The sequence below is a fragment of the Bacillus sp. H1a genome, from assembly GCF_000633475.1.
Taxonomy (GTDB): Bacteria; Bacillota; Bacilli; order Bacillales; family Bacillaceae_G; genus Bacillus_A; species Bacillus_A paramycoides.
This window is the reverse complement of sequence record NZ_AYMH01000026.1, coordinates 1-12,532: the sequence shown is the minus strand read 5'-3', so window position 1 is coordinate 12,532 and position 12,532 is coordinate 1. Positions and strand designations below refer to the sequence as shown.

Annotated in this window: 14 protein-coding genes and 3 pseudogenes; all 17 read right to left on the bottom strand. The window is 34.5% G+C overall.

Features of this window, described 5'->3' with window-relative positions:
• Nucleotides 1-58: 58 nt before the first annotated feature.
• Entirely contained in the window at nt 59-514 is a 456-nt protein-coding gene (locus U860_RS0112670; RefSeq protein ID WP_025148815.1) for an immunity protein YezG family protein, read from the bottom strand.
• 21 nt (nt 515-535) lie between these two features.
• Nucleotides 536-846, bottom strand: a pseudogene (locus U860_RS36995) (DNA/RNA non-specific endonuclease); the annotation flags it as partial.
• A 302-nt stretch (nt 847-1,148) separates the two neighbouring features.
• Nucleotides 1,149-1,658, bottom strand: a complete 510-nt coding sequence (locus U860_RS0112660; RefSeq protein ID WP_025148814.1) for an ankyrin repeat domain-containing protein — start codon at nt 1,656-1,658, stop codon at nt 1,149-1,151.
• A gap of 22 nt (nt 1,659-1,680) precedes the next feature.
• On the bottom strand, nt 1,681-1,836 hold the full coding sequence (locus U860_RS35630; protein WP_162790999.1) for a hypothetical protein: 156 nt from the start codon (nt 1,834-1,836) through the stop codon (nt 1,681-1,683).
• Nucleotides 1,837-2,177: 341 nt separating this feature from the next.
• On the bottom strand, nt 2,178-2,633 hold the full coding sequence (locus U860_RS0112650; protein WP_033795421.1) for an SMI1/KNR4 family protein: 456 nt from the start codon (nt 2,631-2,633) through the stop codon (nt 2,178-2,180).
• An 18-nt stretch (nt 2,634-2,651) separates the two neighbouring features.
• Nucleotides 2,652-3,437: an SMI1/KNR4 family protein gene (locus tag U860_RS36395; RefSeq protein WP_240184466.1), complete on the bottom strand. Its 786-nt coding sequence runs from the start codon at nt 3,435-3,437 to the stop codon at nt 2,652-2,654.
• Between the two features lie 27 nt (nt 3,438-3,464).
• Complete coding sequence (locus tag U860_RS36390) at nt 3,465-3,644, bottom strand: hypothetical protein (protein ID WP_115610313.1); 180 nt, start codon at nt 3,642-3,644, stop codon at nt 3,465-3,467.
• A 140-nt stretch (nt 3,645-3,784) separates the two neighbouring features.
• Nucleotides 3,785-4,252 carry a DUF2004 domain-containing protein gene (locus tag U860_RS0112640; protein WP_025148811.1) on the bottom strand — a complete coding sequence of 156 codons (468 nt, stop codon included), beginning with the start codon at nt 4,250-4,252 and terminating at the stop codon, nt 3,785-3,787.
• Between the two features lie 15 nt (nt 4,253-4,267).
• Nucleotides 4,268-4,645 carry an HNH endonuclease gene (locus tag U860_RS36385; RefSeq protein ID WP_275887052.1) on the bottom strand — a complete coding sequence of 126 codons (378 nt, stop codon included), beginning with the start codon at nt 4,643-4,645 and terminating at the stop codon, nt 4,268-4,270.
• A 614-nt stretch (nt 4,646-5,259) separates the two neighbouring features.
• Nucleotides 5,260-5,739 carry an antitoxin YezG family protein gene (locus tag U860_RS0112630; RefSeq protein WP_025148809.1) on the bottom strand — a complete coding sequence of 160 codons (480 nt, stop codon included), beginning with the start codon at nt 5,737-5,739 and terminating at the stop codon, nt 5,260-5,262.
• Nucleotides 5,740-5,746: 7 nt separating this feature from the next.
• Nucleotides 5,747-6,206 (bottom strand): annotated as a pseudogene (locus U860_RS33240) (DNA/RNA non-specific endonuclease); the annotation flags it as partial.
• 415 nt (nt 6,207-6,621) lie between these two features.
• Entirely contained in the window at nt 6,622-7,131 is a 510-nt protein-coding gene (locus U860_RS0112620) for an ankyrin repeat domain-containing protein (RefSeq protein WP_025148807.1), read from the bottom strand.
• 854 nt (nt 7,132-7,985) lie between these two features.
• On the bottom strand, nt 7,986-8,453 hold the full coding sequence (locus U860_RS0112615; protein WP_025148806.1) for a DUF2004 domain-containing protein: 468 nt from the start codon (nt 8,451-8,453) through the stop codon (nt 7,986-7,988).
• Nucleotides 8,450-8,581 (bottom strand): annotated as a pseudogene (locus tag U860_RS36990) (NAD+--asparagine ADP-ribosyltransferase); the annotation flags it as partial. The pseudogene U860_RS36990 and the gene U860_RS0112615, both read right to left, overlap by 4 nt.
• 350 nt (nt 8,582-8,931) lie before the next feature.
• Nucleotides 8,932-9,387, bottom strand: a complete 456-nt coding sequence (locus tag U860_RS0112605; protein ID WP_025148805.1) for a hypothetical protein — start codon at nt 9,385-9,387, stop codon at nt 8,932-8,934.
• A 15-nt stretch (nt 9,388-9,402) separates the two neighbouring features.
• Nucleotides 9,403-10,377, bottom strand: coding sequence for a hypothetical protein (locus U860_RS0112600; protein WP_025148804.1), 975 nt, complete (start codon nt 10,375-10,377; stop codon nt 9,403-9,405).
• Between the two features lie 17 nt (nt 10,378-10,394).
• Nucleotides 10,395-12,532 (bottom strand): T7SS effector LXG polymorphic toxin (locus tag U860_RS36380; RefSeq protein ID WP_025148803.1); only part of this gene is annotated, 2,138 nt, incomplete at its 5' end.

Sequence of the window (12,532 nt, the reverse complement as noted above, 5' to 3'; positions counted from 1 at the left end):
TGGTACAACCACCATGAATTGTCCATTCAACTTAGATATAACTATTACTGTAAACCTTTTAAAGGTTATTATTTTTCACTTCTTCAAACCACTCATCAGCAATATGATCTGCTGTTTTAATATCATCATTCGTATATACTAAATCATACTTGTACCCAGCTTTGAAATTACCACTCTTAACATCATATATTAATTTCATCTCCGTTGGTATGCCTCTTTCATATTCTTTACACAATTCTTTTATTTTTTTGATGTCTTCACATATTATACGCAATACCGTAAACCCTCGCTTTGGAGATACATCATATCTTTCATCCCCATTCTCCAATGCATCATTCACTTTATGAGGCTTTACATACTTATTATTAATTAAATAAAAGAATCTACCTGAAATAATACCTTCTTCACATGAAGCATAAACATATACTTTATCGGCTCTATCTTCAACAAATTCCATACATATAGCTATCATATCTGATTGCAATTCACTAAACTTATCTTCAAATTCTTTCATATTACTTTTTCACTCCTTAGATTAATTCTCAATAACTTCAAATGCCCATTTAACATCAATAGAATAATTAACTATAAATTCCTTTGGGTACATATTATTTCCAGAATAAACCATTTTAACATCAACAGTTACTTCTTTAGGGGGGTCTGCTTTCAAAGCTGCAGCCCATTCTTCTTCAATCTTCTTATATTGCTTCAAATTAACATCAGATAATTGCGAAACTAAATTGTCAACTTTAGGCGAACCTCCAAATCTATCACCTGACCTGCTAAATGCCCTGCATGGTCTTGTCCTTTTACTTTACCGAGTGTATTTTTACTATGTTATAATCTTAAAATAAAAAGCACTTGTTGTCTTTAGTTGACAATCAAGTGCTTTAAGTTCATCTATTTTTAAGTAGCATAAATTTGTAAGTTTTATAGTAACAGTATGACACCTTTTATATGTCGTGACAACTACTACGTTAATACTTACGAGGTTAGGAGTTCGTTAGTTTCATGTGCATTCCATGCTTTATATTCGTCGCATAGTAAAATGTCATCTCGCCTAAGCTCGTACCTCTTTTTCTATTCTATCATTACACATAATACTCTATGATGGTACAACCATCATGGAGTATGTACTTTTTAACAGCCTATTCTTTTTCATCCATCTTCTGCTTTAAATATTCAGCAATTTCTGTTTGCCCAAATTCTCTAGCATATTCATAAGCATCCATATTTTTAATATTTTCTCCAGTGTATCTAATTGAAATATCTATTCCTTTTTCAACTAGAAACTCAGCTACTTCTTTATGTCCACCATAAATCGCACCAAATAATGGATTTCTTTTTGCTAAGCTCACATCTAATTCTGCACCAGCCTCAATTAAATACTTTACTATCTCCAAATGCCCCTCTCCTGCTGCCAAATTTAATGCAGAAGCATCAAATGTGCCACCTCTAGCTTCAATATCTATACCTTTATTAATTAGATACTCAACCACTTCAAGGTGTCCTTTCTTGACAGCTACATGTAACCACGTACCAAATGGTGTCATTGAATGTAAAGATTCTGGATTATCTCCTATTAAACGTTTTACTTCATTAATATCACCAATTTTAATTGCATTCCTTATTGTTTTATTTAAACTTTTTTCATCCATAACATTACCTCCTGTATCTCTACTATCTTGTACTAACTATGTCCCCTAAATCTTTAAGAGTTTCAACAATATCATCAAAGTCACCGTCTATTGCTTCAACAACTCTTAACCAACTCACTACTTCCTCCAAAGCATCAAAACTGTGTTGTCCTATTACAGCATTTGGTTCCCAAGTCAAATTTTCCTCCTTTATTTTTAGTCATGAAAAAAGCTCATTCCTCCTCATCGTTCAGTTGGAACGAGCCTTTGAAAGCTTAGCAAGCGTGTTTATCAAATTATAAAGGGTTTGATTTGTTGATTGTATGTTCTTGTTGTCATGATATAAGTCCGGTCTATTTTTTCTGTACTTTACAAAGAGGTTATATGTGTTATTGGTTGAGTGATGGGTTCATTCGATAACGTTGTTTAACTTTCATTCAAATAATGGATTATACAATCCGTCACTGCTCTTTTTCTACCTACTCAACCAACGGTACCTAATGTGGGTATTTTACAAATTCGCCCTCTGACAATACAATTCTATTTCTCAGAAAGTTTATTAATAAATTCCGTAAAACTAGAAGCTATTTCCCTAATAAACTTTGCTTCTAATTCCGCTTCATTTTTTATCTGATAGGTATGACAGTGATAAACACTACTTATATCGCTACCATGGATTGACATACATATAATGTTATCAGCTGGATCTTTTCCTATTGGAATAAGTCTAGAAGGAAATTTATTTCCCTTAATATAATAATTTAAAGAATTTTGTAGATTATTTTCTGTTTCCTCTGATAGTGGAAAAAACATCATAATTGATGACGTAACTACATCATCTTTCGTAGTAAATCTTCTTCTATTAGATTTACCACCATTATCTATTAATAAGAAACTCTTATAGTCCTCTGGTAGTTCTAATCCATTAAGTCTTTCAAAGATTTCTATATCTTCGGCTTTAATTTGTTTGAAAGTATATTCAAAATTAAGATTCATAATTCATCGACCTCCGACTCATTCGTTTTCACTAAAATGCAACGAATCTATTAAATTTGTAAAAGTACTGCAAATATATTCAATTGCTTGTTCATCACACTCATCGCTATCATAAAAAACTATTGTTGGTGAGTGTTTATCATTTCTAAAATCAAAACATATTTTATTACCGAATGGATCCGTAGCAAAGGGTATTATTCCCTTTGGGATGTATGGTGTGATAATATCATAAGTAACTGTTATGCTAATATATTCATTCGTGTAGCTTAGTAGGCAATCAAAAACCCCTTCTCCTCCATCTTCAAAGAAAAATATATTCGGTACTGGATGACCACCATTATATTTCATTACACAATTTTTGTAATCTTGAGGAAAAATCACATTAAACTTCTCTCTATTTTCTTTGTTATATAATCCATCTTCTTTCATAATTCGCCTTAAATCATTAATATCAAACGCTAGAGAATCCCATGGCTTCAAAGACATATATAAATCAAAATCCTCTGGCCTTGTTCTTTTACTCAATCCATATGTAAAAGTTCTCCTATGCCATCCACCTTGTCCTGGATGCGGATGCTCTAAGAACATCGCATAACTATCTTTAGTTTTAATCTGAAACTCTTCTTGCATATATTTATTAGGCGGCATATGGTGACCTGTTATATTGTCTCCTTTTGCATTGGGCAACCTTCCAAACTTTTCATGATTCAACTCATTTGGAAGCAATTCTGTACTTGTTTGTGATATATTTTGTCTCGTATCATCCACAAATCTTTTATAACGTTCTTTAAGCCGTACTTTCAATTCATCATAATCAATTTTACCAGTACCCTATGTTGTAATCTCAAAACAAAAAGCACTTGTTGTCTTTAATTGACAATCAAGTGCTTTAAGTTCATCTGTTTTTAAGTAGCATAAATTTATAAGTATTTTAGTAAAATTATGACACCTTATATGCATCGCGACAAGTACATTAAAACTTACGAGCTTGTACGAGTTCATTAGTTTCATGTTCATTCTAAGTGTATATATTCGTAGCCAGATAAAACCTCATCTCACCTAAGCTCGTACTTTGTTTTCTGTTCTTTCATTGCACATTGTACTCCATAATGATACAACCATCATTAGTCTGTACTTTTTAACAGCCTATTTTAAATAGCGACATCTTGATAACCTACTTCATCTACCCTTTCATTTATAAGACGAATTCCTAAACCATTTTCCTCATCCCATGAACAATCAAACGAGACCCCTACATCACGTCCATCGCGAAGGAAATCATACGGAACAGAAATACCTACTAATGTTATATGTTCTATTAATTGATCAACTGTTTCAATTAATGGGTAGTCTTCATTAAATGCAACATCATAACCAAGCTCATGCCTTTTTTGTTTATAATAATTTAAAATTGGTTGTAATATGTTATGTTGAATTTTCTCCCAATTATCCATTAATGAATTGTATGCCACATATTGACCTTCATCAAATTTACCATCATCTTCTCCTCCAATTAATAATGCTATCTCCGTGTCCTTTCCTAAAAACTTTATGGTTCTGTATCCTACCCATGTATACTGATAATCAAGTTCTCCAAAAACTTTATCATTTATTGTCATTTTATAATCTCCTTATTATTTATTTGCAAATCCTCCAGGTTCAAAAGCTCCTGCGTTTATTTCACCAAATCCACCAAGGTGTCCAAATTTGGCGTATATTTCTGTTGGCACAAGTTGTATAGTAACTCCATCATTTAACTCATGCCATGTTAATTTATTTTTCACTCGATATTTTTCTATATCTTTTGCCGTAATTCCACCAGCTTCCATTCCAAATTGGTTTGCCAATTCTGGTGAATTATTAAGCTGATCTGCTAACCTTTCATTTGCTTGCTTAAAATTATAATCACTAGCAGTATTTCCTTTAGCCCCTTTTCCACCTAGCATATAATCGATTTCCAACTGTGCCTTTGCTATAGGTGAAAAATCAGGAACTCCATTTTTATACTCAATTCCATTAATACCAGCTTCATTTAAAATTTTCTGTAACGTAGGATCTGGTGGTGGTTTTAGAGTACATAAAGACCCACCTCTAGCCCCTTCGAAAACAACCGTTAAATTTGTTTCTGCGTGTGTTTGCTTAAATCTTAATCCATATGTACTGGCAAATTCCTCTTGCTTGAAGGCAGGTGGAATATCGCTACCTTCTCCCGTACCCTTAGTGCACTTATAAAATTATAACGCAAAAAGCACTCGTTGCCATAAGTGACAATCAAGTGCTTTAAGTTCGTTTGTTTTCTAAGTGTCTATGTTCGTTCTAAGTTTGTAAGTTTCATTGTATCATAAACATAGTATGACCCTTTTGTGTCTCGTGACAAGTAATACCTTTAAAACGCACGAGCTTGTGTGCATTCGTTAGTTTACTATGCGTTCCATGTCATTGTACCCGTCGCCCAGTAAAATGTCCTCTCACCTAGTTATTATTCTTATTTACCATAGTTCAAATTGTTACAGAACTCCGTGATAGTGGTACCATCACGGAGTATGCATTTTTTAGTATAAACCAACTCAAACCTTGTAAGTCATATGGCTAATCAAGATTTAAGTTATTGATGTTACTTTTATTGCTAGTCATTTTGATTATTTACATAATTTTGTACAAACAGTCTGTTTTTCTCACTTTGAGGTAACAAACCCAAATGTTGATATTCAAAAATCATTTGTCGTTGAGTCGGGGATATTTTTGAATTTATTATATCTACATAATCATAATGAAGTTTTATCTTTCCAGGATACTTCAATATTAAAGTTAAATTCGTCCATGGCTCTTGATCATGGTCAATAAATATTTGTCTTAAATCATTAAATTTAGTTTGTAATTTCACCAACAGGTTATCGTAGATTTCTTCACTCACATTATATTTTTCAGGAATATCATGAGAATACAAAAAATCCTCGTTGTCAGAAGTATTGAAATAAAAGTACACCTCTCTAGAACCATCCAATATTTCAGCATACAAGTAAATTTCATTCCAATCACCATCAGGTATCATATCTATAATATGCTCCGCAATCAAGGGATACATCTGATTCATCTGTTGCTCCATAATTTCACTAACCTCCTATTTGATTTAGTATTGTAACCTTTTTCATCCTACTGCCATCGATCGAGTAAGTAACTATAAAACTATCAGGTTCTAGCTGAATTTCCAGTGTATTGCGGTTTTATTTTTACGTTTACACTTTCTTTTCTTTCTAATGCCGATGCCCACTCTTGTTCCATTTAATGCCATTTCCCACCAACTTCATTTATTTGGGAATTCATTGGAACTCAGTTATCAATATCTCCAGATCCCTTAAATTGACTACCAATTAAATGGCCACCATCATCTCTCCCTGGATAATTACCTCTAATTCTGTCTGTTCCACCTACATTACTTTGAGCATATTGATTTCTCTTTCCTTTGCCGAGTTGTAATTCCGCTTCGACACTATCAATTCGACCAAAGTTGTTGGTTTCATAGGTATATCCTTCTTTTGTTTTGTACTTCACATTTGGTTTTAGTTCTTTTTCGTTACCAGTCTTACGAAATTGTGTTCCATAAGGGACATCTACTTTACTACCATTACCCGTATCCTTAGTATACTTATAAAATTATACGTGTACCGACTTATTTCTACGCTAAAATGCAAAAAAGCACTCGTTGTCATAATTGACAATTAAGTGCTTTAATTTCATCTATTTTTAAGTAGCATTAAATTTGTAAGTTTTGTGGTAATAGTATGACACCTTTTATATGTCGTGACAACTACTACGTTAAAACTTACAAGTTTACGAGTTCTTTAGTTTCATGTCCATTCCATGTCTTTATATTAGTCGCATAGTAAAATGTCATCTCGCCTAAGCTCGTATCTCGTTATCTGTTCAATCATTGCACGTAATACTTTATGATGGTACAACCATCATGGAGTATGTACTTTTTAACAGCCTATTCTTTTTCATCCATCTTCTGTTTTAAATATTCAGCAATTTCTGTTTGCCCAAATTCTCTAGCATATTCATAAGCATCCATGTTTTTAATATTTTCTCCAGTGTATCTAATTGAAATATCTATTCCTTTTTCAACTAGAAACTCAGCTACTTCTTTATGTCCACCATAAATCGCACCAAATAATGGATTTCTTTTTGCTAAGCTCACATCTAATTCTGTGCCTGCCTCAATTAAATACTTTACTATCTCCAAATGCCCCGCTCCTGCTGCCAATCTTAAAGGGGAAGCATCAAATATATCACCTTTTGTATTAACATCAATTCCTTTATGGATTAAATATTCCACTATTCCAAAATGCCCTTTCTTTGCTGCAACATGTAACCACGTACCAAATGGTGTCATTGAATGTAAAGATTCTGGATTATCTCCTATTAAACGTTTTACTTCATTAATATCACCAATTTTAATTGCATTTCTTATTGCTTTATTTAAACTTTTTTCATCCATAACATTACCTCCTGTATCTCTACTATCTTGTACTAGCTATGTCTCCTAAATCTTTAAGAGCTTCAACAATATAATCAAGGTCACCGTCTATTGCTTCAACATCCCTTAACCGCTTTACAACAATCTCCAAAGCATCAAGACTATGTTGCCCTATTACGGCATTTGGTGCCCAAACAAGGTTTTCTACACCAATTATTGGGTCTATCCCGTACCTTCTTGAACAAGTACTTTTTACTTCTGGCCAAGACCTTTTTTAAATAGAATATGATGTGCATGTGGATCATACATATCTTTTGGAGGATCTCCTATATTCTTTTTTTAATAAGCTCCATTATCAATTTTGTCTACATCCTTAGTAACCTTAACCGTACCCTTAGTGCACTTATAAAATTATAACGCTCGTTTCACTTTTCATGCTACAACGCAAAAAACACTCGTTGCCATAAGTGACAATCAAGTGCTTTAAGTTCGTTTGTTTTCTAAGTGTCTATGTTCGTTCTAAGTTTGTAAGTTTCATTGTATCATAAACATAGTATGACCCTTTTGTGTCTCGTGACAAGTAATACCTTTAAAACGCACGAGCTTGTGTGCATTCGTTAGTTTACTATGCGTTCCATGTCATTGCACCCGTTGCCCATTAAAATGTCATCTCGCCTAAGTTCGTGTGTCTTATTTTATCGTATCAAGGGACGGAGGTCCAAACAAGAGCTTATGATGGTAAACCATCATAAGGCCAATTCTTCAAAATGACCTTTTCTTTTTTTGTACACTTCAAATAAAGTTTGTTTTATCTGTCTATATTTCCCTATGCCGATAAGTTCCAATCCATGTGTATTATTGATTAATAGTTACACTTAAATCGCAATATCCTGGTAACCTACTTCAGTTACTATCTCATTTAACATACGAATTCCTAGCCCATTCTCTGTATCCCATGTACAATTAAGTGTAAATCTAATGTCTCTACCTTCACACAAATCCCCATAAGGAACAACAATCCCGTCTAAATCTATCATTTCTAATATTTGATCAGTTGTTTCAACTAATGGATAACTTTCACTTACTTCAATATCATAACCTAATTCATGTCGCTCCTGTTTATAATACTCTAAAATCGGTTGCAAAAAACTTTGTTGCAAGTGTTCCCAATTTTGCATAAGCGAGGTGTATGCTACATATTGTTCCTCATCAAAATTGTCGTCCTCTTCCCCATCTATCATTAAAGTTATCTCAGTTTCTTTTCCCCAAAAACGAATTGTAGTATCTTTAACCCAACCATACTCATATTCAAGTTCACCGAAAACTGGATCATTTAAAATCATTTTATAAGCTCCTCCTTATGTCTATTAGCAAATCCTCCGGGTTTAAACACTCCTGCGTTTCTCTCTCTTACACCACCCAGATGTCCAAATTCAGCATTTATGATTGTTGGCACGAGTTGCATTGTTTTGTCCTCATTCTAACCCAGTTGTAAAAATAAAAAAGTCAATAGCCACTACGTTCTCATAACGCCGCTATTGACTTCTTTTATTAAGCATGTACCTAGGCACATTTCTCAACTTATTTTTCTATTTCTAGTATCAAGCCTTCCAAATTCAAAACATCTCTATTATTTTGACTAATGTTCATACGAAAAGTTTTAAATAGATTTGCAAGAACGTGAATGATCACCTTAACACATGGCGTTATTACAATCGTACATGGCCAAAAATAGCACATTCTAGATAGCTATGCAATCTTGATATTAACTGATAAGGAAACCTTGACCGGAGTCAAGGTTGAAGACATACAATCTTAGGTCTATCTATAATACTTGATACACCTTTCTTGAAAAGGGATTCTATCATCGAGCAGCACTTCTTCTTGCAGAAATTTTGCTATATTCTCTATTTTTACAATGAATAGTGCGAAGAAGTCGCCCGAATTTGGATATGTAAATAGTCCATACCCCTTTGGTGACAATATTTTGTTGACCTCCTGGATCTTTTCAGGTAAAAATTCATAATTAAATGCTTCTAATTTCTCGAGTTCTTCTTGTGTTGCTAATTCAATTTGGTGGGCAAATTCGTAATCAAGAATAAAATTGACAATTTCTTGGTATTGCTCACCTTTATAGTCAACGTATAAAAACTGTTTCGTCGTCAATCCATATTTTAATAGGTCTTCATGTAAGTCATAACTTCCTTGCTCCTTCAAAAACGTTTCCAAATCCTTGCTATCAGGAAATATAATCTGCGCTATCCCTTGATTAGGCATATTAGCTTCCTCCTTTTATTGAAATAATTCTCCATGCTTGTTAGGAATATATTCCGGGTAGTTTTTACGATAAAATTGATCGATCATCTGAAGCACAGGGTCCCATTCAGGGTATGGCTCACGTTCTCCAAATACCATTTTCGCTTCTGGAGTATTCATCAGAAAATTATCGAATTGATTAGGTACTGGTAATCCTAGTTGTTTTCTTACATGGATCAAGAATAAGATTTCAAAAGGATAAAATCCGTATCCGAAATCGCCAAATTCACCTAGCTGTCCGATTTCAGAAGCTAATGCAGAATGATACTGAGACATGATCGAAATTAGATGTTCTATTTCTTCTAAATCACCAGTCGACCAACGTTCCAGCACTTCAGCATAAATGTTCAGGTCTTCAGGGATTGAGCCGCATCGCAGTTCAGCTTCCTTAAACTTATTTTTCACAGCTAGATGCAATTTTTTATTCGTTCCCATGATGGTTTTATTTCTATACTGCAAGTACAGCTCTAGCAAAAACCAAATATGTCTATCCTCTTCATTGGCATCTATTAAATGTTCACCGAAGTGATGAGTCATAAAATCATATAATATATTTTCTTCTTTCTCCCATCCATACATTGCAAAATGAACTAATGTGAGAACGACTTCTCTAAACGTATATCCCAAGATCATTCCTGGATACCTGCTTGTATAGAGATCCTGTCCCATGCACTGGTAAAATAAAACCTTCTGCATGTTCTTTAATCCTTCTGCATTGTTTCCACCGCTGATCAATACATCGTTTTTCCATAATGACAAGTGATATGAGGAAATTTTGCTTAGATTTATTAATAGTATGTGATCTTTATCTGTTTCATTTTGCTCAACGATTTTCTCAATCTTTCTTCTACTGACATTATATTTATCTTTCACATCTTCAAATTTGATTCCATCCACAAAATTTTTGCTATATTTTTTAAAAGCCATTTCTAACTTTTTTTGGTTTATCATTGTATCCTCCCTATGAATTAATCTATTTCCTTCCATTCCTTTACCTGTAACTCATCAACGCCGAATCCAATATCAGTGATCTTGATATCTGTTTCAACTCTAATAAAATCGAATTGTAGACCAGGATTCTCCTCCATCAGTTCCTCTAAGTTACCTTTAAAACTGTCATACCTAGGATCTTTGCTGTTAACCATGCCTTGGAAATACTTATCTCCACCCTTTTTCTGTTTATTCGAGTAACTAAAACTAGCGGAATCTGATGCCTTCGATTCAATAATCGTTAACTTTGGCGGCGGCCCTTCCGATAGAAACGCTGCATCTATGCCGTTTCTTCCCACTTGGAATAGATCGGAAACGTCTTTACCTAAATTATTTTGTCTAGCTAAGATTTTTGTCACTTCTTCCCCAAAATCACCTTTATCATGAGAAAAATATTTTGAATTATCGATTTTTCTTTCATGCTCCTTTGGAACCTCCAAGTCATAACGATCAGTAATAATATCTTTCGTATCCAACTTGTTGGCCAATTTATTTCTTTCTCGCGTTAATCTTTTGACTTCTTTGTCATTTTCTTCTTTTTTCAATCTTTTTATTTCTTTATCTAACTTTTTAATTTCTTTTGAGATATTTTCTGAAATGTTACTGCCAGAGCCACCTTTACCCGTACCAAAAACCTTCTCCACATTCTCCTTCATAAGCTGATAAGTATCTTTCAGAGAGTCTAATCCTCCGCCTCCGACTTTCCCAACGCCAGCAAACGAAGGTTCAGGGAATACATTCGGGATTTCAATATTTTTAATCTTCTCCACGATACTATCCGGCAACTTATTCATTAATGCCGTTACTTCTTCCAACTTACCAACTATTTTACTATTTTTCGCGGCTACCTGAAAGACTTTTGTACCCTCTGCGAATTTTCCGAATGCAGCTGTTCCTTTCACTGCAGCGGTTACTTCACCAACGCCGACAAAACAACTGCCAATATCAAATATCGCACCACCAAGAGCATAAGGGTCAGTCAATGCTTTTTCCACATAACCTTTTACGGAGTTAACTAGTGCCTTACCATACTTAGGATAATCTTGCCAGCTGATGATGGCTTGTCCAAGACTTTTTATCGTATTACCTGCTCCATATATATCGTCCAGTTTCCATTGTTCTGTTTCTACGCCACGTATCGAGTTAAAGCCCCATTCACCAAGCTCCCAGGCTAGGTGAACTAATTTCGTCGCACCTATCGCAATCCCACTAATAGCGGAACCTGCCGCCCCTAAAAAACCTTCCAGCACCAAGGCATCATCAGCAAGTCCTTTCAGGAAAGGAATGTTCTCCCCTACCCATTCTGTGCCTTTTCTCAATACATCCCATTTCTCACCAGCACTCTTGGAAAAGTTTTGAAGCCAAGCCTCCACTGGATGATTGTCCGCCCATTCCTCTTGCTTTTTCTTCATTTCTCTTTCAGCTTGCAGTTGCGCTTCTTTTTTCGCCTTCGTGATTTGTGTATCCATTTCATGAATGCCTTTTGCCAAGTCATCTAGCGCAAAGAAAGCTTGCAGTTGCGGATCAGTATAAGATAAACTACCCATCTTCCCTGCAATTTGAACTTGGTTGTTTAGAGCATTGAGGATGTTTTCCGCATCGCTTTTTTCTTTTTTGCTTTCAAATTGCTGTACTTTTTGAATCGTATCCTCTAGTTCTTTGCTGGCTGCAACCAGTTTTTCATCAAACTGGCTGTTCGGCATACTCAGTGAAATCAAATCACTTACGCTGTTGTAAATATTAGAGATGCGACTATCCATTTCATGTTTCTTGGGTTGGAGATTGGAAAGTTTGTTTTGTGTTTGCAGTAATGCATCTTCCAGAATAATCGCATTCTCATCACTTTCTCCCGTTGTTGACCGAAAATCCTGTAAGGTTTGCGCCATTTCTATACTAAGTAATTCATTGGTATCTTTCAATCCAATCACAACTGTATTTTGGTTATTATTGATGTCGTTGACAATCGCTTTTCCTGTTTCACCCTGCATGGCATCAGCTTGGATAATGCCATTCAATGCGTTTTTGGCTTGGTCAAGTTGATCATTGGTTTTACTGGTGTCTTTTTGGAGTTTTGCCAGTATTTCATTGAATTCCTTTAAATCTACTTGAAAGCCCA

Coding starts and splice junctions, on each gene's coding strand:
- U860_RS0112670 (WP_025148815.1), bottom strand. CDS start 514: ATGAAAGAATTTGAAGATAAGTTTAGTGAATTGCAATCAGATATGATA.
- U860_RS0112660 (WP_025148814.1), bottom strand. CDS start 1,658: ATGGATGAAAAAAGTTTAAATAAAACAATAAGGAATGCAATTAAAATT.
- U860_RS0112650 (WP_033795421.1), bottom strand. CDS start 2,633: ATGAATCTTAATTTTGAATATACTTTCAAACAAATTAAAGCCGAAGAT.
- U860_RS36390 (WP_115610313.1), bottom strand. CDS start 3,644: ATGAAACTAATGAACTCGTACAAGCTCGTAAGTTTTAATGTACTTGTC.
- U860_RS0112640 (WP_025148811.1), bottom strand. CDS start 4,252: ATGACAATAAATGATAAAGTTTTTGGAGAACTTGATTATCAGTATACA.
- U860_RS0112630 (WP_025148809.1), bottom strand. CDS start 5,739: ATGGAGCAACAGATGAATCAGATGTATCCCTTGATTGCGGAGCATATT.
- U860_RS0112620 (WP_025148807.1), bottom strand. CDS start 7,131: ATGGATGAAAAAAGTTTAAATAAAGCAATAAGAAATGCAATTAAAATT.
- U860_RS0112615 (WP_025148806.1), bottom strand. CDS start 8,453: ATGATTTTAAATGATCCAGTTTTCGGTGAACTTGAATATGAGTATGGT.
- U860_RS0112605 (WP_025148805.1), bottom strand. CDS start 9,387: ATGCCTAATCAAGGGATAGCGCAGATTATATTTCCTGATAGCAAGGAT.
- U860_RS0112600 (WP_025148804.1), bottom strand. CDS start 10,377: ATGATAAACCAAAAAAAGTTAGAAATGGCTTTTAAAAAATATAGCAAA.